The 22,689-nt window shown below is 53.5% G+C and carries 19 protein-coding genes; 6 read left to right on the top strand and 13 right to left on the bottom strand.

Features of this window, described 5'->3' with window-relative positions:
• The first annotated feature begins 5 nt into the window (after positions 1–5).
• Together RB298_RS26285 and RB298_RS26280 are read left to right on the top strand one after the other, a co-directional pair.
• Positions 6–470: a hypothetical protein gene (locus tag RB298_RS26285; protein WP_255250545.1), complete on the top strand. Its 465-nt coding sequence runs from the start codon at positions 6–8 to the stop codon at positions 468–470.
• Positions 471–636: 166 nt separating this feature from the next.
• The gene (locus RB298_RS26280) at positions 637–1,560 is read left to right on the top strand and encodes a copper amine oxidase N-terminal domain-containing protein (protein WP_486049336.1); all 924 of its coding nucleotides are present in this window, start codon (positions 637–639) and stop codon (positions 1,558–1,560) included.
• Between the two features lie 71 nt (positions 1,561–1,631).
• Here the strand turns inward: RB298_RS26280 and RB298_RS26275 are convergent, their stop codons facing one another.
• Complete coding sequence (locus tag RB298_RS26275; RefSeq protein WP_071222296.1) at positions 1,632–2,459, bottom strand: helix-turn-helix domain-containing protein; 828 nt, start codon at positions 2,457–2,459, stop codon at positions 1,632–1,634.
• A gap of 139 nt (positions 2,460–2,598) precedes the next feature.
• On the opposite strand from RB298_RS26275, the gene RB298_RS26270 reads away from it, so the two are divergent.
• The gene (locus RB298_RS26270) at positions 2,599–3,372 is read left to right on the top strand and encodes a sugar phosphate isomerase/epimerase family protein (RefSeq protein WP_012818676.1); all 774 of its coding nucleotides are present in this window, start codon (positions 2,599–2,601) and stop codon (positions 3,370–3,372) included.
• Positions 3,373–3,399: 27 nt separating this feature from the next.
• Positions 3,400–4,419 (top strand): Gfo/Idh/MocA family protein, encoded by a 1,020-nt coding sequence (locus RB298_RS26265; protein ID WP_486049290.1) that lies wholly within the window; start codon positions 3,400–3,402, stop codon positions 4,417–4,419.
• A 150-nt stretch (positions 4,420–4,569) separates the two neighbouring features.
• On the opposite strand, the gene RB298_RS26260 is transcribed toward RB298_RS26265, so the two are convergent.
• The 8 genes from RB298_RS26260 to RB298_RS26225 all read right to left on the bottom strand — a co-directional run bounded on the left by RB298_RS26260 (position 4,570) and on the right by RB298_RS26225 (position 15,241).
• Positions 4,570–5,481 carry a glycoside hydrolase family 43 protein gene (locus RB298_RS26260; RefSeq protein ID WP_486049288.1) on the bottom strand — a complete coding sequence of 304 codons (912 nt, stop codon included), beginning with the start codon at positions 5,479–5,481 and terminating at the stop codon, positions 4,570–4,572.
• Positions 5,482–5,504: 23 nt separating this feature from the next.
• The gene (locus RB298_RS26255) at positions 5,505–7,151 is read right to left on the bottom strand and encodes an MGH1-like glycoside hydrolase domain-containing protein (protein ID WP_096774759.1); all 1,647 of its coding nucleotides are present in this window, start codon (positions 7,149–7,151) and stop codon (positions 5,505–5,507) included.
• Between the two features lie 22 nt (positions 7,152–7,173).
• A complete protein-coding gene (locus tag RB298_RS26250; RefSeq protein WP_486049286.1) occupies positions 7,174–8,490 on the bottom strand; it encodes an ABC transporter substrate-binding protein in 1,317 nt (438 codons plus the stop codon).
• Positions 8,491–8,564: 74 nt separating this feature from the next.
• Positions 8,565–9,404 carry a carbohydrate ABC transporter permease gene (locus RB298_RS26245; RefSeq protein ID WP_012818681.1) on the bottom strand — a complete coding sequence of 280 codons (840 nt, stop codon included), beginning with the start codon at positions 9,402–9,404 and terminating at the stop codon, positions 8,565–8,567.
• A 5-nt stretch (positions 9,405–9,409) separates the two neighbouring features.
• Positions 9,410–10,324: a carbohydrate ABC transporter permease gene (locus tag RB298_RS26240; protein WP_009595490.1), complete on the bottom strand. Its 915-nt coding sequence runs from the start codon at positions 10,322–10,324 to the stop codon at positions 9,410–9,412.
• A 122-nt stretch (positions 10,325–10,446) separates the two neighbouring features.
• A complete protein-coding gene (locus tag RB298_RS26235; RefSeq protein ID WP_486049284.1) occupies positions 10,447–12,045 on the bottom strand; it encodes a response regulator in 1,599 nt (532 codons plus the stop codon).
• The gene (locus RB298_RS26230; RefSeq protein WP_486049282.1) at positions 12,020–13,837 is read right to left on the bottom strand and encodes a cache domain-containing sensor histidine kinase; all 1,818 of its coding nucleotides are present in this window, start codon (positions 13,835–13,837) and stop codon (positions 12,020–12,022) included. Before RB298_RS26230 ends, RB298_RS26235 begins: the two co-directional genes overlap by 26 nt.
• Before the next feature lie 114 nt (positions 13,838–13,951).
• Entirely contained in the window at positions 13,952–15,241 is a 1,290-nt protein-coding gene (locus RB298_RS26225; protein ID WP_096774755.1) for a Gfo/Idh/MocA family oxidoreductase, read from the bottom strand.
• 125 nt (positions 15,242–15,366) lie between these two features.
• Here RB298_RS26225 and RB298_RS26220 point away from each other — a divergent pair, with 125 nt between their 5' ends.
• Both RB298_RS26220 and RB298_RS26215 read left to right on the top strand, forming a co-directional pair.
• A complete protein-coding gene (locus RB298_RS26220) occupies positions 15,367–16,233 on the top strand; it encodes a helix-turn-helix domain-containing protein (RefSeq protein WP_486049280.1) in 867 nt (288 codons plus the stop codon).
• Between the two features lie 276 nt (positions 16,234–16,509).
• Positions 16,510–17,616 (top strand): GIY-YIG nuclease family protein, encoded by a 1,107-nt coding sequence (locus RB298_RS26215; RefSeq protein ID WP_486049278.1) that lies wholly within the window; start codon positions 16,510–16,512, stop codon positions 17,614–17,616.
• Between the two features lie 134 nt (positions 17,617–17,750).
• On the opposite strand, the gene RB298_RS26210 is transcribed toward RB298_RS26215, so the two are convergent.
• The 4 genes from RB298_RS26210 to RB298_RS26195 all read right to left on the bottom strand — a co-directional run bounded on the left by RB298_RS26210 (position 17,751) and on the right by RB298_RS26195 (position 22,578).
• On the bottom strand, positions 17,751–18,260 hold the full coding sequence (locus RB298_RS26210) for a hypothetical protein (RefSeq protein ID WP_486049276.1): 510 nt from the start codon (positions 18,258–18,260) through the stop codon (positions 17,751–17,753).
• 24 nt (positions 18,261–18,284) lie between these two features.
• Positions 18,285–19,247 (bottom strand): phosphotransferase enzyme family protein, encoded by a 963-nt coding sequence (locus RB298_RS26205; protein WP_486049274.1) that lies wholly within the window; start codon positions 19,245–19,247, stop codon positions 18,285–18,287.
• 166 nt (positions 19,248–19,413) lie between these two features.
• Positions 19,414–20,088 carry a beta-phosphoglucomutase gene (gene pgmB, locus RB298_RS26200; RefSeq protein WP_486049272.1) on the bottom strand — a complete coding sequence of 225 codons (675 nt, stop codon included), beginning with the start codon at positions 20,086–20,088 and terminating at the stop codon, positions 19,414–19,416.
• A 201-nt stretch (positions 20,089–20,289) separates the two neighbouring features.
• The gene (locus RB298_RS26195) at positions 20,290–22,578 is read right to left on the bottom strand and encodes a glycoside hydrolase family 65 protein (RefSeq protein WP_486049270.1); all 2,289 of its coding nucleotides are present in this window, start codon (positions 22,576–22,578) and stop codon (positions 20,290–20,292) included.
• Between the last annotated feature and the right edge of the window lie 111 nt (positions 22,579–22,689).

The raw sequence follows: 22,689 nt of genomic DNA, 5'->3' as shown, positions 1-22,689 counted from the left end.
AGTGAGTGGAAGAGAACATGATGATTCCGATTCTAGCTTTGGCGGCAGCCGTTTCGGGGGGCGTTGTCGCTTCAGGAGCAGGTGTGGCCATTTTGGTCGGGTTTGTATTCTTTTTGATCGGCTTTTCCGGAAAGAAGGGGAGACGGCCGAATTTCCTGACTTCGGACGGTCTCAAGGCCATCGGCACGCTTTTGATCGTGGCCGTGTTCATGGTTTTGGCTTATTCCGGTACCTTGACCAGCGGCTCCCTGATCCGTTTTAACGGGATGGACCCTGTCTTCCAATACGAGCAAGGAAAGAAACTGCTGTTTATCGGATTGGCCTCCGCTGCATGGTTTGTCGCCAGCTTCCTGTGGCTGCTCCCGTACATTATCGAGATCAAGCCGCGGGAGTGGAATCGCAATCATCTGATAGGGGTCGGCGTTTATTTCGCGCTGGTCTTTGCCGCCGCTGGGGCTGCGATGCTATGAATGAAGATATGAGGGTTCGGATATAGGAATAGCTGGCTCCGGGAAACCGGGGCTATTTTAATTTGGTTCAAATTACCTATATATGTTGTCGAAACATGTTATAATATTCCGGATTCATCTTGGAGGAAAGATTATACATATACTGGAGGATTATTCTGTGAGAAAGATGTTGTTTTTTCTGGTTTTCTTGGTTGCCCTGTGCAGTTTGCCGGGGGTTGGCACCGCAGCAAGCTCGGGGAACATCACAGCTTCAAAGCTAAAAGAAGAGGGCGTGATTCTCAAGAATAACACGATGGTTCCGGCGGCAGCTGTAACCAAGGCATTGGATATCAATTTTGAAATGAATAACAAAACCGGGCAAGTTTCCATCTGGAAGGGTACGATGAAGGTGGTGGCAAAAAAGAATTCGAAATACGTGAAAATCAACGGCGTTGCCACGTCTTATACTGCGCCTGTCCAGTTGGTCGAGGGCAAACTCATGATTCCGGTCCAGCTGCTGAAAGATGCCTTCAAAATCAAAGTTTCGGCAGATTATGATTTGCTGCATGACTACTTGAAGAACGTGACGCTCCAAAGCGAAACACATAAAGTCACAGTGCCGGTAAACGATCTTTACGAATCGCATCATAAATATATTGGAAAGACAGCGTGGATTTTTAAGCACAACATGCTAATCAATAATGCCCAGGGAAGCATAGCAAACGGCGTCGGCAATCTGGCCCAGGTGAAAATAACCAAGATCAAACGCGACGGCGTTCTTGGCGATTGGTTGAACGTTTATTTTACACATAACGGCAGGACCTATTATGCCGAACTGGATGCCTACGATTTTGAATCCGGCTTCATGACAACTAGTCCGTATAAGCAATTTAATTTTCCGGAGAAATATTGGAAAAAAATCAGGGAATCCGTAATCAGCACAGGAATGACGACCGAGATGGTTTATCTGTCATGGGGATTATATGATCGTCACTATGAAGATATCTATTCATGGGGAACGACCGACATGTGGGTCTATGAATCCTCGTATGGCTCAGACCATTATCTCTACTTCTATAATGGCATTTTGGAGAATATTTCGAGTTACTAAAGTACAAAGCAGCCTAGCCCCTGCCTTTGAGGAGGAGCATGGCTGCTTCTTTATATTATAGTAGAAAAAAATTAGCGGGGGCTTTTCTCCTGCCCCGGCCTTGCCGGCACCGTTGCCGTTTCCCGGAATTTCACCGGGGACACGCCATAGTTGGCCCGGAATACCCGGTGAAAATAAGAGTAGCTTGCGAAGCCGCAGGTTTCCGCGATTTCCTCCAGCGTCATCGTGCTGTATTTGATGCGCTCTACGGCTGCGTTCAGCCTGATCTCGAGGGCGTACTGGATCATGGTTTTTCCGTAATACTCCTTGAACAGTTTAACCGCCCGGGATAAGCTAAGCCCGACATGGGAAGCAGCCTCCTCCAGCTTGAAGGTTAGGGTGGCGTGCTCCTCCACGAATCGCTTCAGCCGCAGGGCGGTGAAGGCAAGGCGATCGGTCGGCTTGATCTCGGTGATGGCGCGGTCCAGGCAGAGGCAGAGACTGCGCAGCAGGTAGTCGGTCAGTTCCCCGATTTCCCCTTCAAGGCCGCGCCGCTTCTCCAGCAGCATCTGTCTCCACAGACCGAGCAAATAATCGTCGAGCCCGACGTGACTGACGACAGGGCGGGGGATGCGGTTCCACCAATCATCAATCCAGGAGCCGTCGCAGAATATAAAATAATCCCCGCTGGACACGCGGCCATCTTCGCCGTCTTCCTTCACCCGCAGCTCGTATTCATCGCCTGGCTTCAGCAGCAGCAGGTCGCCTGCCTGTACGTGGTGCTCGATGCCGTTGCAATAGATTTCGCAGGAGCCTTCGGTTTGAAGTCGGAACAGATAGGTCGTCAAGCCGCCCCGATGGCTGTTGCTGAATTGCTGAAAGTGATAGGAATAGTCGCAGATGAGCAGCCTAGCTTCCATAATGGTAACAACCCCCAGTAAAAATATAAGCAGATAGTTCATGTTGCAGCAATATTGTTTATGTTCATTTTAGCCTATTTGCATGTATGATAGTAGCAGATAGAGCAGTAACTCATTTTTGGAATCGAGGTGCGCTATAATGAGAAGAATGAACATTGGTTTGCAAATGTATACGCTGCGCGATGAAACGGCACAGGATTTCCGCGGTACGCTACGCAAAGTTGCTGAATTGGGTTATGAAGGCGTGGAGTTCGCAGGTTATGGAGACATTCCGGCCGAGGAAATGAAAACGCTTCTTCAAGAGCTTGGCCTGAAAGCGATCGGCAGTCACGTGGGCCTGCATCTGCTTCGAGCAGACCTGCAGAAGGAAATTGATTACCTGAAAACCATTGGCGCTAAATATATGATGTGTCCATACGTGGCCGAAGAAGATCGTAAAGATGCCGAGGATTGGAAGAACCTCTTCTCCTTCCTGGAGGAAGTAGGGGCCGAAGCCCGCAAGCAGGGACTGATCTTTGGATACCATAACCATGCATTCGAATTCGAAGCCGAGGTTGATGGCCAGTTCGTTTTTGATGCGATGTATTCCGCAACGACGCCGGAAGCCGTGCAAGTGGAGATGGACGTATGCTGGGTACAATTCGCCGGACAAGATCCGCTCACTTACATTCCGAAATACGCCGGACGTCTTCCGCTGCTTCACCTGAAAGACTTCAGCAAGGATGCGGAAGGCAATATGAAGACGCTGGAGCTGAGCCAAGGCTCGGTTAATCTGCCGGGCGTCATTCAGGCTGCATCCGATGCAGGCACGGAATGGCTGATCGTGGAGCAGGACGTATGTCAGAATCCGCCGCTGCAAAGCGTGGAGAACAGCATGAACTGGCTGAAGCAGAACTACCTGAACCAATTTTAATCTATAAGCAAAAAAAGGAGACTTTCAATGAGCAAAATTAAAGTGGCAGTGTTTGGCTGCGGCGCGATCGCCCAGCGCAGACATATTCCTGAATACGCGAACAATGCTAACGTGGAGCTGGTTGCTTTTGCCGATCCGGTGAAGGAACGCGCCGAAGAGATGGCAGCCCAGTATGGCGGTAAAGCCTACGCAGACTACCAAGAACTGCTGAAGAACGAGAAGCTGGACGCCGTTAGCGTATGTACGCCGAACTATCTGCATGCTCCGATGAGCATCGCGGCTGCGAATGCCGGCCTTCATGTGCTGGTGGAGAAGCCGATGGCTACGACGGCTGAAGAAGGAGAGCAAATGATCGAGGCCGCCCGCAAGAACGGGGTGTACATGATGGTAGGCCACAATCAACGCCTCATGCCACCGCACGTAAAAGCGAAGGAGATTCTGGATTCCGGCAAGCTCGGCAAAGTGCTTACCTTCCGTACTTCCTTCGGCCACGGCGGTCCGGAGAGCTGGAGCCTGGATGGACGCGACAGCTGGTTCTTCCGCAAGGAAGAAGCGATTATGGGCGCCATGGGCGATCTCGGCGTGCACAAATCCGACTTTATCCGTTACCTGCTGAACGATGAGATCGTGGAAGTGGCAGGTTTTATCGGAACGGTCCATAAAGAAGGAACCGATGTAGACGACAACGCGACGTGCATCGTTCGCATGAAGAGCGGGGCCGTGGGCACGCTGATGGCAAGCTGGACGCATTACAGATCCGGCGATAACGGAACGGTATTGTGGTGCGAGAAAGGTGCCATGAAGATCGGTACCGTTAACGGCGACGAGGTGGTTGTAGAGCTGACAGACGGTACGGTGGAGACCTACAAGGTAGGCGCCATGGCAACCAATGAGAAACAGGTACCGAGCGGCGTCATCGACGCTTTCGTCGAATCCATTCTCACGAACACGCCGCCTAGCATTTCCGGTGAGGAAGGACTTCGTTCTTTGAACGTGATCCTGGGTGCATTCGAATCCCAAGAGACCGGTAAAATCGTGAAGCTGTAATAAATGAGTAGAGGGAGGCCGTATGCGTACGGCTTCCTTTTGTTTGTACTGCAAATCAAAGCAAAGCATAGCTTAGCTTAGGAATGCAAAAAAACTATTAAAAGACCGCTCTGCCATCTTCATGGAGAGCGGCCTTTTTGTATAGGGATTTTACTTGGGCATACGTGTTGTCCGATACATCCTATCCACCTTGATGCTATCACCATCTTCCGCGACGGGGATGAAGATCGGCCGTTCATCCGGCGTGCGGTTCGGGGTATGCACGGTCAGCATCAGCTGGCCGTTCCAGGTACGGAACACCATGCCGTGCCCGCCGTCGCTGGAATATAAGGGTTCGGGCTCTTGAAGCCAGGGACCCGTCAGCTTGCCGGTTGGCGACTTGGCAACGCCGAGCGCGTATCGGCCATCCACAAAGCTGGCCCATAATAGGAGCAGACTCCCCGATGTTGTCCGAAAAAGAAACGGGCCGTCCGTCACATAATTGCCCGATCCGGGAAAGCGGGGCGAGTGGAACGGCGTGGCCCAAGCGGCTTCAGAGGCTCGGAACAGGGTCACGGGCTCCGAGGCGGCCTCCGTGAGATCGGGACTCAGGCGCATGGCGCAAATCTCGCCGTCGCCGACCTGCTGCCACTCGTGGCAGAACACCATCCACCGCCGGTCCGTTTCGTCGATATGCAGCGTACCATCCAGGGAACTCCAGTCGACAGGGGTCACGGGCCCATCGCTATAGAGGGAGAAGGGCCCTGTCGGCTGCTCAGCCGACAGCACCGCAATGCCCAGCAGATCGTTATCTTTTCGGCGGAAGGTGGCAAACATGATGTAACGCCCATGGTAATAGTAGACCTCGGGCGCCCAGAAGTTCACGTCCGCGAAGAAATCGTCCGGTTTGCGAAAGACCGGATAAGGGCCTTCCCAATCGATTAGATCCCGACTGATATAGACATCGAAGCCGTTTCCTTCCTTCCATATATTTTTGTCGGTGCTGCCGTACATGTAGTATATTCGCTGTGTCGGGTCAGGCAGTACGTAGGGGTCCCGAAGCTGAATGTCTGCAATTTTCACGCTTAAGCGTTCACCTCCTTCAATTAACGATAGCTAGGATAGATGATGCCGATATCCCTCTCCGTCTTCAAATCTCCGTCTGAATACTGCTGCATTTCATTGCCTTTGATCCGGATCGGAATGGATGTGCCTTGATAGCGGAGCTCGCCTTCAATGGTTCGCGCGCTCATGCCGATCACGCCATCCAATTGTCCGCTGCGGTCCGTGACCAGCCGAATCCCGGCGGGCCCTTGAATATGAACGCGGCCTTCCCGGTATACGGTGACGTTGTCCGGGGTATTCACCAGTTCGTAGTGCAGCCCGTTCACGGTTCGGCTATAGGCCGTGTTGCCGGCGACTTCTTCCCCATGGTCCATATCGACCGGAAGCAATCCCGTAAACCACAGGCGATCCGATCCGATCGGCATGATGCCGCAGAGCCGTTCCACGTAATCCAGCAGGCACAGAATGGAGGGGGAATACGCCTCGGTAAAGCCCTCTGCACCTGTCCAAGGGCTCAAGGTTTGCGGGAAGCGCTTCGCCTTGGACAAGGCGGACAGAATCGGCTGCAGCACCCAGGTCAGCTCGACATAGCGGTGGTGATGTTCAAAGGCATGCGGCGCCCGGATCAAGCTCAGGAAATTGGACGGCCCGCCCCAGCTGTTATAAGAGGAGGACGGATCGAACCGCGGATCGTCCATCGCCATGGACGTAAACGGATATTTGGCGAAAAATTTGCCGGTATTCAGCAAATACCGCCGCAGCATGTTGCCAAACAGCTCGTCGTCGCCCACCTCGCAGGCCATCACGCGCAGCAGCACGTCGGATTGGACCCGGACCAGCTCGTCGTTCCGATCCCGGTCATAGAAGAATTGATCGTCTTCGTCATAACAGTAACGGAAGAGGCTGTCCAGGCTGGCTTCGGCTTTGGTCCTCCAATCGGCTCCGGATTCGCCGAGCTCTTCGGCCATGCGGGCCAAATACATGCGCTGGCAGTAGATGTTGGCCGTCAAATCCGGTGCCAGGAAGGGCAGAACCGGGGAGTCCGGGTGGAAGGCTGCGGCATCGTTCCTATAAGGTGTGTCCGGAACATGCCAGAACCTGGGCGACAGATCATGCCCGGTATCAAAGGTACTGAAAGCCTCCACGCAGCCGGTCCCCCGGGTGTTGCGGTAACGCGCGATCCAATCGTCGTAACGCGACATGGCTTGGTACATGGTCTTCAGGAAGGAGAGACCCCTTCCATGAAGCTCATAGTGGTTCCAGACGCAGCGCGCCAGCGGCGTGACGAGCTGGATCTGGCGGAATGAAGGGCCCTTCTCCGTCAGTTTATAAGGGAGCAGCCCATCCTCTCTTTGCTGATCGGCAAAGGCGAGGTAGGTTGTTTCCGAGACCGAAGGGATCAGTCGCGATAGCAGTTCCGCGTTGATGGTGCCGGTGCTCTCCAGCCAGCAGCCGAGATAGATACCGCCCTCCTGCAGAATCGGATCGGTGCCGTTCATCGGCACGATGCAGGCCAGCAGCTTCTCCAGCGCGGTATAATAAGCCGTTTCCAGCCGTCCTCCCGATGCCGCGAATCGGACGCCTGTCGCCTGCCACTCCTGCAGCAGCCTCCGGTCTTCCGGTTTGCCCGGCTGCACCCGATCCGGTATCGAAATCCGCCGCAGCCGGTCCAGCATAGCTTCTGTCATGTCCGCCTCCTTGAAAGCTTTGTTATTGATTCGATTCAAATATGCGCACGGTGCCGTTGTAGAAGTCCGCAACGGCCTGCTCGACGTTTTTCCGGCCGAAACCGATCTCCTGGGTCGTCGTCTGGGCCAGCTTGGAGAACTCGGCGAATCCCGGCGGATTATAACTCACGTCAAAAGGCTCGGTCTTCGTGGCTTCCGATACGAGGCTCGTATAATTGTACACAATCTCTTCCACAGGACCCGCTTCCTCCTGGAGAAGGTTGCGGTTGGCTTCCGTCACCGGCACGCCGCGGTCGTTGCCGAGGATTTTGGCCGCTTCGGGATCGTTGATCCAGAAGTCCATGAGCGTGGCGACTTCCTTCGGATGCTTGGTGTTGGCATATCCGGATAGTCCTTGGCTGGACTCGAATACCACGCCCGTACCCTTCGGACCTCTAGGTACCGGATGGAGGATGAGCGGATCTTCCGTCAGGCTCTGGAATGCGGCCAACTGATTGGAAGGGAGGAGGCTCATGGCGGCTTTACCCGTAATCAACAAGGATTTGCTGGTATCATCGTGCGGATTGGACACCTGAAGTTCAGGCGTAACGACAACGCCGGCCTTCGAAGCCTGTTCCCAATACTCGAACCATTCCTGAATGTCTTCCTTCGCGAAGCCGAGCTTTCCGTTCTCCATATCATACAGCTGTTTTCCGCGCTGCTTCAGAAAGATATCCATTCCGTCGACGGTGAAATTATAGGTACCGTATACGCCGTCGCCAAGCTTATCGGACAATTCTTTGCTGATGGCGGCAAAGTCCTCCCAATCCCAATCCTGCTCCGGCAGAGGAATGCCTGCCTTTTCGAACAGTGCCTTGTTGATGACGATTCCCCGGGCGTTTGCGCCGGCCGAAATATGCTGAAGCTTCCCATCCAGGCGGCCGTATTCCACCATGGTGGCATCCATGCCGTCCAGCTTCAGTTCGCTGCCGACATACGGATCCAGGTTCAGCAGCACATCTTTTTTGGCATAGTCCACGACGTTTCCGCCCAGGAAGAAGATATCCGGCGCGGTGCCGGAAGCGAGCTGGGTGTTCAGCTTATCGAAATATCCGGAGGAAGGCGAGAATTCGCCGACGATTTTGATGTTCGGATGTTTGTTCTGGAACACCTTCAGGGCTTCGTTCGTAATATCGGCCCGTTTCTGGTCGCCCCACCACATCATGCGCAGCTCAACTTGGCCGCTCGGCTCGGCCCCTGCGTCCGCATTCCCGCCTTCTCCCGTGTGATCCGTTCCGGAACAGGCGGTGACGAATAATAGGAGCGAAGCCAACATGCCAACGAAACATTTCTTCAACATGGATAATCCCCCAGTCTAATCATAATTGGTTCATTTGCAGCACGCCCTCGCACGTCGGCAGGCAGCTTCTGAGGCTACTTCAGGCCGGTCGTGGCAATGCCTTCGAGAAAATACCGTTGAAACACCAGAAAAATGATCGTCACAGGCAGCAGCGACAGCGTGGACATGGCGAGCAGCGCCCCCCAATCCGATTGCCCCGAGGGATCGAACAGGGATCGGATCCCAAGCTGTACAGTGAACAAATCAATCTTGCTTAAATAAATCATCTGGCTGAAGAAGTCGTCCCAACTCCAGATGAAGGTGAAGATGGCCGTCGTAATCAGCGCAGGGACGAGAAGCGGCACCACGATGCGGAAGAAGATCTGCGATTGTCCGCAGCCGTCGATGGTCGCGCTCTCGTCCAGCTCCCGCGGAATGCCGCGGATGAACTGAACCATCAGCAGAATGAAGAAAGAGTCATGCGCCAGCCATTTGGGCAGGATGAGCGGGAAATACGTATTGATCCAATGAAGCTCGTTATACAGAATGTATTGAGGCACGAGCGTTACGTGGTAAGGCAGCATAATCGTCACCAGCATGATGCTGAACCACAGGCCTTTGAATTTGAACTTCAATCGGGAGAAGGCGTAGGCTGCCAGGGAACAGGAGACGATGTTCCCGATGACGCTCATGACCGAGATCAGCACGGAGTTGCCGAAGAATCGGCCGAAGGAAATGCCCTGGAGCCCGCTCCAGCCGTTCACGTAATGATCCAGCGTGAAGGCAGTCGGAATGAGGCTGCTGTTGGTGAAGATAAGATGATTCGGTTTAAACGAGCTGAAGACGAGCCACAGCACCGGATACAGCATGAGCAGGCCGAGGAGGATAATGGCGGCATGCCTCCCGGCTTGAACCAGTTGTCGCTTAAGCGGCATATCCATTACCTCCCTTCCTGGTTATCCCCGTAGAAGACCCAGAATTTTGATGTAAGAAAAACGATCCCGGTGAACACCCCGATGATGACCAGCATGATCCATGCCAGTGCCGAGGCATAACCCATATCGAAGAACGAGAAGCCTTTCAGATACAGGTACAAGGTGTAGAACATCGTGGCGTCGAGCGGTCCTCCCCGCCCGTCTCCGATGACGTAGGCCGGCGTGAAGGCTTGGAACGAATTGATCATGCTCATGATCAGATTGAAAAAGATAACGGGTGACAGCATCGGCAGCGTGATGCCGAAGAATTGACGGATCTTTCCGGCACCGTCTACGCCGGATGCTTCATATAAATCAGTCGGAATCTGTTTCAGACCGGCAAGGAAGATGACCATGGCCGATCCGAACTGCCAGACGGACAGCGTGATAATCGTATACACCACATAGTCGGGGTGGGCGATCCACGAGGGGCCCGTGATGCCGAACCAGCCGAGGAACTGATTGACCAGCCCGCTGCCGTCAAAGATTTGGCGCCAGACGATGGCAATGGCAACGCTGCCTCCCAATAGAGAGGGGATGTAATAAACGGTCCGGTAAATGCCGAGTCCGCGGATGCCCTTGTTCAAGGCCATGGCGATCAGCAGCGCGAACGCAAGTCTCAGCGGCACGGACAAGAACACATAGTAGAACGTTAGCCACAAGGATCGTTGAAACGTATCGTCTTCGGTAAAAATCTGGACATAGTTGCTGAGTCCCGTCCAAGTCGGCGATGACAGCAGGTTGAATTTGGTCATGGACAAGTACAGCGATGCGATCATCGGCCCCAGCGTCAGACAGAAGAAGCCGATGAGCCAAGGCAGAAGAAACAAGTAGGCTGTCTTATTCTGCTGGCCGTATAAGGGCTTGGACAGCTTTCTCATAATGTGCCTCCCTTCAGGATGAATGAGCATGAGCGGTTACCTGATGGCCTGAAGCGCTTACAATCGGTATGTCGGTGCGCCCGGTAAACACATCATACCGGGGGAGGAGAGAGGGCGGAATCTCATTTCTTCGGATCATCGTGTTCGATTTTTTCGGATTGCGACAGTCGGAACTCGGAAGGGCTTTGATTGAACATTTTTTTGAATTTGGAGCTGAAATAGCCGGGTGAAGAGAAACCCGTCAGCTCGGCTATGTCCCATACCGTCAATCGGGTCTCCTGCAGCAGGCGTACGGCGTGTTTCATCCGAACCTCCGTAACGTACTGGATGAACGAGACCCCAGCCCCTTCCTTGAACATTTCCGAGAAGTAGGTAGGGTGGTAGTTATACTGCTCGGCCAGCGAGGTCAGCGATAATTCCTGCATATAATTTTCCTCGATATACCGCTTGGCGGATTCAATCAGGGTAGCGTCTCCGTCTCCGGATTCTGGGAGGTTGTCAACAAAATCCTGTGCCCACTGCATCAGCAGGCGTTCCGCCTGCTCCGGGGTCTCCAGCCATAAAACCCATTCGGGTGAAATCCATAAAGGCCCCGCTCCCCGTGAATGCCGTATGTTGTCGAAAGCGGCGGATTCCATAATCAGCGTGATTTGAAAAAGGCTCCGTACCAAGCGGGCAGGCGATAGCCGGAATGACTCGCCCAGCTCCCTCCGGATGATGCTGCGGAAGGATTCCAATTCGCCCCGGATCAGGCAGCGATGAAGCGCGCGGCTTGTTTCGTCCGGCAGCAACGGACTTTGGTCGGTTACGGGTGCCTGATCCGGTCCGTTCTGGCGTCCTGCCAGATTCCAGGCCAGGAGGGAGTGGATATAACCCTCTTTCCAGCGCTCAAGTCCCGACACGGGCAGCCCTAATCCTACCTGCACCTCCACGGTTAAATACGAGGATGCCTGCGAGGCGAGTTTATCCGCGAATGCATGCTGAATGCCGTCAAGCGCAATGAAATGCATGATACCGGGATGAGCTGCATCATGAAACACTTGAACGCCGCCCGGATAAGACTCGGCGATTTCATGGCAGACCATTTGAAACGGAAGGCGGAGCTGCTCCGGCGCTCGGCCTTCGGGTGCTTTCTGCATGCCGGATTCCCTCATGCCCGCGGTGATGAAGCATACGCGGCCATCCTGCCAATCCTCCAAATGAAACAGTCGAATCCGTTCCGGCATGGAGGCGGGGGGCAGGCGGTTGCCGCGCACGAGATCCAGCAGGAAGCGTTCCTTCATTTCTTTGTAATACTGGGATAACCGCCACTGCAGCATTTCCGAGTCGTCCCGTACCTTGCGGTTCTTATCCAATTCGTGTTTGATTTTGCTTAAGGCGGATTTCAGGTCGTCCCGGGCAACGGGCTTCAACAAGTAGTCCATGGCCTGGCTGCGGACGCCCGCTCTGGCGTATTGAAAATCCTCGTATCCTGTAATGATGATAATCTGGATAGTCGGATTGTGGCTCCGGCAAACGTCCAGCAGCTGGACGCCGTCCATGACAGGCATGTTCATGTCGGTAATGAGCAGGTCATACGAATGGGATTTCAAGAGCTCTTCAGCTTCCAGGCCGTTCCCGGCCTCCCCCGAAATGGCAAAGCCCATGCTTTCCCAGTCGACTTTCAGCTTCAGCCCTTCGCGAACCTCGATCTCGTCATCTGCGATCAATACGTTGTACATGATATTCCTCCTGTACCGGTAGAATCAGTTCGATGCATGTGCCGGCTTCGCTCCCGTTCCGAATATGAACGGCAAATAAGTCGCCGTAATGCAAGCGGCAGCGAGCAATTACGTTGCCGAGTCCAATGTGCCAGCTCTCGCTTCGGAGGATCGGCTCCAATTGGGAGGCCGCCGCGGGATCCTGGAGCTTGCGGATGATCTCGGAGGGCATGCCGGGACCGTTATCCGCGACGCGGAGAAACAGGCGGTTGTCCTGCCTGCTGATTTGGATGTCCACCTGTGCCGTGGTTTGACGCTGAAAGCTGTATTTGACCGCATTCTCGATCAGCGGCTGCAGAATGAACTTGATCATCACCAGCGAATCCAGCCGGCCTTCCTCGTGGATGGAGATGTCGAGTTTATGCCCGAAGCGGGTTTGCAGAATGGAGATATAGTGGCGGACATAAGCCAGTTCTTCGGTTAAGGGGACCCGGTCGTCGCTGGTATTCATGGAGAAGCGCATCATTTTGCCCAGGTCCTCGATCACCTGCACGGTATCGTCCGTCCGGCGCTGCATGGCAAGACTGCTCACCAGCTCCAGGGTGTTAAACATGAAGTGGGGATTGATCTGCATGAGCAGCGCTTTATATTCCGCCTGCTGGCGGAGCAGCTTCAGCTCGAATTCGTTCTGGATATGCTGCCGGAGACGGCTGATCATATAGCGGAAGGTGGAGATGACGTAACTGACCTCGTTCTTAACGTTTTTGTCAGGAGGCAGAACGGACTCGGCCTGGTCGAAGGCTCCGCGCTGCACCTGCCTCATCGCCAGCACCAGACGCGTTAAAGGCTTGGTGACGCCATAGGAGAGCCATGCGGCGGCAAACAGGGAGACCAGGATCAGAACGACCGTGACCACCAGAATCGTGCTCTGAAGCTTGTGAAGAGAGGAGTACAGCTCCTTCTCCGGCGCCAGGCCGGCCAGCATCCAGCCGGTGCGCCCCAGTTTCTTGTAAACCAGAATGTCCCGCTGCCCCTCATCGTTGGTCAGATAGACGACGCCCGATTTCAGCGGGCCGTTTCGAATGCGATCGATCTCCGATAGGGCTCCGGCGCCGAGTTCATGCGCCTGCTGGGATAGAATCGGGCTTCCCTGCTCGTTCAACAGAAAAATCGTGCTGTTCTTGGCCAAATGGATCCGGGTGAGCGGCTCCAGAAAATAAGACTCGCTGACGTTAACCTTCATCACGTTTTGCGCCGTGGCATGATGGAAGGTCCCGATGGGCATCAGCAGGCTGACGACGGGATTGCCGTGATCCCGGACGCGTTCATGCTGGTCCGTATGCGCTGGCAGCCAGCGGTCTCCGGACGCGAAGAAGTTCGTGTACCACGATTCCCGCAAAAAGGCAGGGTCGGTTTCGACTTGGTTCTCGCCGCCGACCCGAAGCCCGCTGCGCCGGTAGATGGATACGTCGGAGATACTGGTGTAGCTGTTGGTCGCTTGGGTCAGAAATCGGCTCATCGCAAGATTGGCCAGCATTTTCTCCCCTTCGGGCAGCAGCGGATCGCCGATGGCGTTATCCCAGTTCTTGGCCGTGTCACTGTTAAAGACCAGGGAAGCGACGTCATAAATCTGCATCTGGACCATATCCACGTAGGAACCGTATTCCTCCATCTTTTCAAGGGCCGAGGATTCGATGTAGGAGCGGATCACGGTGCGCGATTCCGTAAACAGCAGGAAGGAGAGCGTGCCGAAAGAGAGGACGAAGAGTGCGACGATAAAGGCGATCAAACGGCTTTTTAATGAGAAGAACATCCATTTCCTCCTTTTCGAAAAGCGGATTTCTAGGCGGTCTGCGACATGTGAAAAAAAGGCTGCGCAAAATACGCAGCCTTTGAAGGAAAAATGCTTGGAGCAGCCGTGTACGGCTTAGAAACGAACCAAATTACCGATTCGTACAGGCATGCCGGTGGCGATGGCGCGGTTGGCTGCAATTCCTGTCAGTATGGATCTCGCCCCATCGATATGGTTGGCCGCGCGGGCATAAGGATCTTCCACCGGTTCCCCGAACAGATCATTCAGCAGCACCGGGTCGCCCCCGCCATGTCCGCCCTGCTGCTCCTCGACGTGAACCTCGTACGGGGCATCGAACATCGGAAGCACCCGCAGCGTTTTCCCGATTAACGCGCCTTCCAGGCTCTTGTCGCCCAGTGAATTGACGTAGGATTGTTCGACGATGTTCATCTCGATCCGGCCTTTGGTGCCGTTGATGGCGATGCGATAGCCTTCCCACGGCTGATAGGCGACCAGCGAATACGTTAAAATGGCCTTGTTCTGATATCGCACGAGGACGCCCATCGTATCTTCAATGTTGATGCCGTCCCCGAATACGCTTTGGTCCCGCTGGTAGCCGTCCTCCGGCTCGGCATCCAGGTACATGGCTTTGAGATGCGCATCGGAATCCAGATGGAGCGCAAAAGGGTCCTCTTTCGCAACCTTGTTGCCGGTCGCGCGATTATAGAATTGCGTAACGCCCCGCGCTTCGGCATTCTCTCTACCATAATACATGAGATCGCCGAATGCGAAAACGGTTTCAGGATGGGACCCGATCCAGAAGTTGACCAGGTCGAAGTGATGGGTGGATTTATGGACGAGCAATCCGCCGCTGTTCCGCTTGTCCCGGTGCCAGCGCCGGAAGTAGTCCGCGCCGTGGCGGGTATTCAGCAGCCATTCGAAATGAACCGAGGTCACCTGGCCGATGGTATCGTTCATGATCAATTCCCGTACCTTGGTATGGTGGGGGGCGTAACGGTAGTTGAAGGTGACCCTGATGTTCTGTCCGGTCCGCTTGGCGGCATCCAGGATGGCCTGGCATTTTTCCTCGTCGATCGTCATCGGCTTCTCGGTCACGACATCGCATCCAAGCTCCATCGCGCGGATAATATACTTGTGATGGGTCCGGTCGATGCTGGTCACGATGACGAAGTCGGGCTTCTCGTTCTCGATCATCCGGTCGAATTGGTCCGCGGGGTAGGTAGGCACCTCGGCGTATTTATATTTTTCCCGCAGCAGCTGATTCGCGTAATTCATGCGGGTTTGATTGATATCGCAAAAGGCAGCAAGCTCGGATTTGTCGCGGAAGTTTTGGGCCAGGGCGCCATAAAAAAATTCGGCGCGGCCGCCGGTACCGACCAATACATAGCGTTTCTTGTCACTCATCTCTATCGCCTCCTTAAATATAGCTCTAGCCTATAACAAGGGAGCACTGATTTCGCCGCATTTTATGCGTAATCGCTTTCAAATGCCGCATATTTTGCTATAATCCAAGAAAAGGGGGCAGCGACATGACGAAGCCGTTTCGAGCGGATTACCATGATCCCACCGGATATTTGAACATTGAATATGACCGCCGTATTGGATATTTCTCGATGACGGTTGACCACCTTCACGATCATTACGAGCTGTATTACCTGTTATCGGGCGAGCGGATCTACTTCATCAAGGACCGTTCTTACCGGGTTCGAGCCGGCGATCTTGTCTTCGTGGACCGAAATGCCGTTCATAAGACGCTGGACAGCGGGCGGCCCGACCATGATCGCCTTGTCCTCTACTTAAGCCCGGAATTGTTCGCGGATTTGACCGTACCGCCTGAACTAGCCGAGGGGCTGAAGGAGCCGTTCGGTTGGGATGTTCCGATTCTAAGACTTCCTTCGCCAGCGAGTGAAGCGGTGGAGCGAATGGTCGGCGACATGGTGAATGAGATGATCCATCCTCAAGCCGGAAGCAGCTGGCTGCTTCGGCACCGAACGGTCGAATTACTGCTCTTTGCCTACCGCAGCCGGCATCTGGGCACGGTCCGTTCGGCCGATACGGAGCCGGTCCTTCATCCGAAGACCCAGGCGGTCGTCCGGTATCTTAACGACAATTACCGGCAGGCCTTAACGCTGCCCGAGGTAGCGGAGGCGTTCCGGATCAGCCCCCACTATCTCAGCCGGCTGTTCAAGCAGACGACGGGATTTACCTTCAGCGATTATCTCAACCTGCTTCGGGTCAAGGAAGCGCAGCGTCTCCTGCGGGAGAGCGATGATTCCATCACGGATATCGCCTGGCGATCGGGCTTTAGCAACTTCTCCCATTTTGGGAAGATGTTCAAGCGGACGGTTCAGCTGTCGCCAAGGACATACCGGCAGCAGTATCGAATGCGAAGGTAGAGGAATATGACTATGCTTCTTTCAGGTGTACTAGAAAAAGCTATATTATAATAATAGATAGTCTCTCTATGTTATTGCAGCGAGGAGTTAGCCCAGACTTTGTGCATGGCTCAGTTTTCTGCGCATAGAGGCTGTAGCCCTAATCCCTAATAAAATCACCACGTTCAGCGAGTTGAATCAGCCCGTGAATGTGGTGCTTTTTGGTGTGTTTATGGTATCTTGGAAGTGACGAAAACGCCATGTTTGATAGATTCGTTGAGAGGATCGACAGTCAAAATGAAAACAAAAATACAAGAGCTGCCGCTGTCGCCGGGCGTATATCTCATGAGAGATTCGCGGGGAACGGTCATTTACGTTGGCAAATCCAAAAGTCTCAAGAAAAGAGTACAATCGTATTTTTACAACAATAAATCGCACTCCCCCAAAGTGAAGAGGCTGGTTCAGCATGTCAAAGACCTGGAGCATATCGTCACCGACACGGAATTTGAGGCGTTCATGCTGGAATGCAGGCTCATTCAGGACATAAAGCCGATGTATAACCGCAAGATGAAAAATCCGCTAGGTTATAGTTATATCGTATTGCGGCAAAAACGAGATTGGCGATGGCTGGAAATTACAGATACATTGGATGAAGGCAGTCACAAACCGTCTCGTTGTTTCGGCCCCTATACAGCCAGCAGACATAGTCTTGAACATGCAGTTCAGAAGGTTAAGGAATGCTGTAAAATCGCCTGCAATCATGCACCTGCCGCTTCTTCGGCAAATACTCCCTGCTTGAATTATTCGATTGGCCTCTGTCTTGGCAAGTGTCTTGGCGGCGAAACCGCGCGGCAATTTGATGAAATCATGGATCGATTCATTGCTCTGCTTCAAGGGGACGACCGAAGTTTATATGATGAAATGGAGCGAACCATGCTGGGCGCCGCAGAGCGTTTCGATTTTGAGCAGGCTGCAAAATACAGGGACGGCATGGAGGCGGTGAACTTGCTCTTAAGTAAACGGCATGTGATCGAGTTCGCCGTAGAGAATCACAGCATCGTTGTCTATGAGTATTTAAACGAAGATACGATCAAGTTATTCCTGATTAAGGGGAACGTTGTGCTGCACAGCGAGCGATGCTCTGTGGCTACCACGGCGGACATTGAAACGTTGAGGCTGAGGGTCAAAGCCTTGATCCTCAGCTATTTCACGAGTGATTTGGAATGCGAATCTACTGAGGTTACCCGGGAAGATATCGATGCTGCACAAATCATCTACAGCTATTTGCAGAGCAGCGCCTGCCGCTATCTTGTTCTTCAGGATTCATGGCTCGAAGACGGTGGGGAGCCTGGTATGGAGGCTGCACTGCGGGATTTTATGAATCATTATGTTGTGTCATCTTAGTTGGATCATGAACCGGGCTGCTGCAGCCCGGTTTTTTATCGTCCATAAATCTCCAATCTTATTTTTGAGGAGACGTTATCCCGCTGGGCGGAGATTGTATCATAGGAAAGCTATCAGCAACACATCGATGATGATTAAGGTTTATTGAAAAATCGCCCCATCGGCATCTCTCTCGTAAAAGTGATCCACCCATACTTATATTTCACTTCAATCTGGGTGATGGGCTGATTGTTATAAAGACGGATGCCGTAATTAAGCGGAATCCGCGAACCTTGATCGAGCGCGGCTCTCTTCTCGTCCGGCATGAGCTCGGGCTTTAACGGCACCTCCCGAATATCGACGAATTCGATATCTGGATCTTCATCAAGGCCTTCGCCGCCGACCAGATGAAGGGAATAACTGACGCCCAGCTCGGCCTTGGCGGGCTTCATGCCATTATTCACCCGCACGTCCAGCAGCTTCACATCGGCGAATCCCTTATTCATCACTTCGAAGATCATGGTATTTTCATCCGCAGAGGACGTAAATCCACCCACCTTGATGGGCGTGGGGCGAAGGAACAGCAGGTATAGAAGGATGGCCGAGAGGAGCAGCCCCAGGCCCCAATACCCGAGCCGGCGGAGATGTTTGGATTTAGGTTTCATGGCAGAGCAATCTTCCTTCTCTTATTAAATAGACAGCTTTACAACGGATTTGCCTGCCTCAATATCCGCTTTCATCGCTAACAGATATTTCCGGGTGCGTTCATCCATCTCATTCCAATTTACGAATTTGGCGAAGTAGACATAGGAGTAGATATTGCGAAAGTCGATGAACAAGGGGATCCGCTGGATCCATTCCTCGCTAAGCGTATTCTCTTGAAGATAGCCGGACAAGAACGAGTCGAAGAATCGGGCCACAAACTCGGCTTTCCGGTTTTCCGGAACCGTCTGAACCGCATGATAGATGGCGATGGCGATATCGTAGGCGAACCAATGGTACGAGACATCCCCGAAATCGAAAAAGATGATCTCCCCGTTATGTACGTGAAAGTTGTGATGGTGGAGGTCATTGTGGACGATGCCGTAGCCTTCCTCATCCTGCGGGAGGGACTCCAATTCCTTAAGATACTGCTTCCACTGCGTATGGACTCTTTCACCTGCAGCCTCCGGGAACGCATCGGTAAAAATCACATGATCATTCCATTGGGGAAACGCCATTCGATGCACGAGTGAGGAAGCGGTGGCGTCCTTTTTGCCGAGCTTATGCATACGGCCCATCCCGCGTCCCCACTGCTTGATTATCGCAAAATCCGATGTTACATCCGTTAACGGGCTGCCGGGAGCCTTCGTAAAGGCAATGACATGGTATCGCTTGGATTCATGGGTTACCTCTTCAATAAGAAGATCCTGAGCAGATCGAATGGACACCGCCATGTTCAGACCCTGCTCGGCGAGATAGGCCATCCACGTTAGCTCGCGAATGATCGAGGCTTTGCGGTATTTGGACGCGTCCAGGAATTTCATAATGAAGCGTCGTCCGTCTTCACCGTTGTATTCAAATACATTCTGATCGAATCCCCCAAGTAACTTCAGCGAATAAGAACCTCGGCCGAATCGTTCGGCCCCTTGATCCAAGACAGCCTGTTCCATGGAAAGTCCCCTTTATCGTATTCTCGATATGATGCTCATGCTTACATACCGGAAGGTTACTGTACTCACTACCAACTACAGTCTAACGAAGATGGCGGGAGGTTGCAAAAAATGGGAGGGCATACGAAAAAGGGCGCTCCCTTAGGAGCACCCTTACATTTCTTTATCAACCTTCGAATTTCTGCGCCAGCTCACGGAAATTCAGCTCCTTCGTGCTGGACAGCACGATATCCGCATGCGGGAAATGCGCGGCGTTGCCGATCGCGACGGCGAACATGCCGGCGCCCTTGATGGCGTCAACGCCGGAGGCGGCATCCTCCACGCCGATGCAGTCGGCAGGCTCTACGCCAAGCTCTGCGGCAGCGGTGAGGAATATTTCCGGGTCCGGTTTATTGTTCTTCAGCTTGGTTACGTCGACGATCACGTCGAACTGGTCCATGACCCCAAGCCGTGTAAGCACGGCGATGGCGTTTTTGCTGGCGGACGCGATGCCGGTCTTCAGGCCGGCCGACCGGATGTCTGAGACAAACTCCGTAATCCCTGGCAGCAGGTCGGCTGGCGTGATCGTTTCGATCAGCTCGACGTACCGCTTATTTTTGCGGTCAGCCAGCCGTACCAGCTCTTCATCGGAATAGCTTACAGGCGTCTCCGCCTGGCTTAACAGGAGCTTCAGGGAATCCATGCGGGATACCCCTTTGAGATTCTCGTTGAATTCTCTCGTGAAGGGAATGTCCAGCTCGGTTGCCGTGGCTTTCCATGCCTGATAATGATATTCCGCGGTATCGGTAATGACGCCGTCCAAGTCAAAGATGACAGCCTTCAGCTTGCGTGTTTCATTCATATCTTATAGCTCCTTTTTGAGATATCAGAAAGTATAAGCCCGAGACGGGGACTTCCGGATAACGCAAGAAAAATGACGGTTTATCGCGGTCTGTTTTCATAGAAAACTATGTCGAAAAATTTGACGATCGATCGTTTTCCTCGCAAACCGGGAGTGATGCCCTACGTTTAGGGAAGGCAAGCATCTAATGCCTAAACATCGTTATTTGCTCTGCAGCGCATGTTTCACAGGTTTCCCGGCTTCAAGCGTTATGGCCTCGTCGTACAGCTTGATCTCGATGGAATCGCCTTCGACGATCTCCAAGGTCACGCCGTCCTTTTCGATGGATACGCCGATGAGACGGCCGCGGAAGTTCAAGCGGAACGCATACTTCTCCCAGTCCTTCGGAATGGCCGGGGAGAGGGAAAGTCCGCTTTCCTTCAGACGCATGCCGGCAAAGCCGTAGACGATCGACATCCAGGTACCGCCCATGTTGGCCATGTGCAGGCCGTCCTTCGTATTGCCGTGCGTATTGTCCAGGTCGAGGCGTGCCGTCTCGATGAAATACTCATACGCTTTGTCCATATTGCCGATCTTTGAGGCCATGATGCTGAAGATGCAGGAAGACAGCGACGAATCATGCGTCGTGATGCCTTCATAGTAATCATACGAACGCTGGATCGTTTCCAAGCTTTGCTCGTCTTCCAGCAGGAAGTGGGCGAGCACCGTATCGGCTTGTTTGCACACCTGATAACGGTAAATGGTGAGCGGGTGATAGTTCAGCAGCAGCGGATATTTGTCCTCCGGCGTGTTCTCGAAATCCCATACCGCTTTGCGAAGGAACGTATCGTCCTGTGGGTTAATGCCGAGTGCTTCATCATACGGGAGCAGCATGGCGTCCGCCGCCTTCGCCCAAGCGGAAATTTCATCCGCGGTTACGCCAAGTCGGCCGCACAGGGATTTGAAGCCTTGCGCATCGTGGGATTCCAGAATGGCGCAGCTTTTGGCGGCCCATTTCAGGTTATGCTTTGCCATGACGTTCGTGTAATAGTTGTTGTTCACGCAGCAGGTATACTCATCCGGCCCCGTCACCTCATCGATATGGAAAGCGCCGTTATAATAGTGGCCGATGTCGGCCCACAGGCGGGCGGTTTCGATCAGCACCTCGGCCCCGTAGGACAAGAGGAAATCCCGGTCCTGCTCGGCGAGATAATACTGAATATAGCTGTAGGCGATATCTGCGCTGATATGGTATTGCGCCGTTCCCGAAGGGAAGAAGGAGGAGCATTCCGTTCCGGAGATCGTGCGCCACGGGAACAGCGCCCCTTGCCGGTGTCCCATTTCCCGCGCTCTGTCTCTCGCCTGCTCCAGCGTGGAATAACGATACAGCAGCAGCTGGCGCGCAATGTCCGGCTGCGTCATCAGAAATACAGGGAACATGTAAATCTCCGTGTCCCAGAAATAATGGCCTTCATAACCTTCGCCGCTCAGTCCTTTGGCGGAAATGTTGCTGTGCTTGTCCCGTCCGGCGGATTGCAGCAGCTGGAATAGATTGAAGCGGATGCCTTCCTGGAGCTGGTCATCGTTCTGAATCACGACGTCGGCCGATTTCCAGTAGTCGTTCAGATACTCGCCCTGCTCGGCAAGCAACTGCTCGAACGAAGTATCCTTCAACTCCTCCTGCAGCTGAATGCTGCGCTCGATCATCTCTTGCCCGTGACGAAGACTGTCGGTATACAGATTGTATTTCGTAAAGTGGATCGGTCCGGTCAATGGAAGGACAGCCGTGAACGTAACCTCTCCGGTTCCGGCTTCGAGCTGAATGTCCGCATCGGCATTCAAGCGATGACGGGTCACGCAAGCGGCACGCAGCATGGACGCCATCGTCTCGTCTACGACATAGGCATCGCTGCCCTTGACGCCGGCATCGATGACGGTCATCCGTTCCGCATGCCCTGCGCCTACCCGGGGATCGTTGGCATTGGTGTAGTTCTTCACTTTGCCGTTCACGGTGGAAACGATGCGAACCTGGCCGTTGAAATTGACCGGCTCCATCCGAACGTCGATGGCGAACAGCTCCCGGTGCGAGAAGGACACCAGACGGCGGAAGGTCAGCTTGATCTCTTTGCCCTCGGGCGATTTCCACTGCACGATTCGTTCGGAGTACCCCTTGTCCATATGCAAGCGGCGTTCATGGGCAGTGATCGTTCCGTGATCCAGGCGGAAGGGTTCTTTCTCGTCGCCTAAATAGATCAGGACCGTTTGGGCATCAATATTGTTAACGAGCTTTTGCTGTGTATCGGGAAAGGCGAAGAGCTTCTCGCCGTAAGGGATTTCAATCACGTCGTGGAAAGCGTTCAGGTAGGTGCCGCGAATGGTGGACAGGCGATCTCCGTAGCCTTCTTCGAAGTTGCCGCGCACACCCAGGTAACCGTTGCCGAGTGCAAAAATACTTTCCATATTCAGCAGGGCTTGCTGCGACAAATCAGGATTTGATATATTCCAGGTCATGGTCTACACTTCCTTCCTAGCATGGTTATGCTTGAATTTTAGAGCCAATCGGAGTTATGTTATACTAAAATATCAAGGTTTTTATCAATATTTTTAGGTGGTGGGGAAATA

This window comes from Priestia sp. BR_2 (genome assembly GCF_041954005.1).
GTDB classification, from domain to species: domain Bacteria; phylum Bacillota; class Bacilli; order Paenibacillales; family Paenibacillaceae; genus Paenibacillus_AQ; species Paenibacillus_AQ lautus_A.
Note: the sequence above shows the minus strand (reverse complement) of the source record. Positions and strands in the feature narration are given on the sequence as shown.

Bases quoted from the DNA above. Each gene is read 5' to 3' on its own strand.
- RB298_RS26255 (WP_096774759.1), bottom strand. From the start codon at position 7,151: ATGACAGAAGCTATGCTGGACCGGCTGCGGCGGATTTCGATACCGGAT.
- RB298_RS26225 (WP_096774755.1), bottom strand. From the start codon at position 15,241: ATGAGTGACAAGAAACGCTATGTATTGGTCGGTACCGGCGGCCGCGCC.
- RB298_RS26215 (WP_486049278.1), top strand. From the start codon at position 16,510: ATGAAAACAAAAATACAAGAGCTGCCGCTGTCGCCGGGCGTATATCTC.
- RB298_RS26210 (WP_486049276.1), bottom strand. From the start codon at position 18,260: ATGAAACCTAAATCCAAACATCTCCGCCGGCTCGGGTATTGGGGCCTG.
- RB298_RS26245 (WP_012818681.1), bottom strand. From the start codon at position 9,404: ATGCCGCTTAAGCGACAACTGGTTCAAGCCGGGAGGCATGCCGCCATT.
- RB298_RS26270 (WP_012818676.1), top strand. From the start codon at position 2,599: ATGAGAAGAATGAACATTGGTTTGCAAATGTATACGCTGCGCGATGAA.
- RB298_RS26240 (WP_009595490.1), bottom strand. From the start codon at position 10,324: ATGAGAAAGCTGTCCAAGCCCTTATACGGCCAGCAGAATAAGACAGCC.
- RB298_RS26265 (WP_486049290.1), top strand. From the start codon at position 3,400: ATGAGCAAAATTAAAGTGGCAGTGTTTGGCTGCGGCGCGATCGCCCAG.
- RB298_RS26275 (WP_071222296.1), bottom strand. From the start codon at position 2,459: ATGGAAGCTAGGCTGCTCATCTGCGACTATTCCTATCACTTTCAGCAA.
- pgmB (WP_486049272.1), bottom strand. From the start codon at position 20,088: ATGAATGAAACACGCAAGCTGAAGGCTGTCATCTTTGACTTGGACGGC.
- RB298_RS26235 (WP_486049284.1), bottom strand. From the start codon at position 12,045: ATGTACAACGTATTGATCGCAGATGACGAGATCGAGGTTCGCGAAGGG.
- RB298_RS26280 (WP_486049336.1), top strand. From the start codon at position 637: ATGTTGTTTTTTCTGGTTTTCTTGGTTGCCCTGTGCAGTTTGCCGGGG.
- RB298_RS26250 (WP_486049286.1), bottom strand. From the start codon at position 8,490: ATGTTGAAGAAATGTTTCGTTGGCATGTTGGCTTCGCTCCTATTATTC.
- RB298_RS26220 (WP_486049280.1), top strand. From the start codon at position 15,367: ATGACGAAGCCGTTTCGAGCGGATTACCATGATCCCACCGGATATTTG.
- RB298_RS26205 (WP_486049274.1), bottom strand. From the start codon at position 19,247: ATGGAACAGGCTGTCTTGGATCAAGGGGCCGAACGATTCGGCCGAGGT.
- RB298_RS26230 (WP_486049282.1), bottom strand. From the start codon at position 13,837: ATGTTCTTCTCATTAAAAAGCCGTTTGATCGCCTTTATCGTCGCACTC.
- RB298_RS26195 (WP_486049270.1), bottom strand. From the start codon at position 22,578: ATGACCTGGAATATATCAAATCCTGATTTGTCGCAGCAAGCCCTGCTG.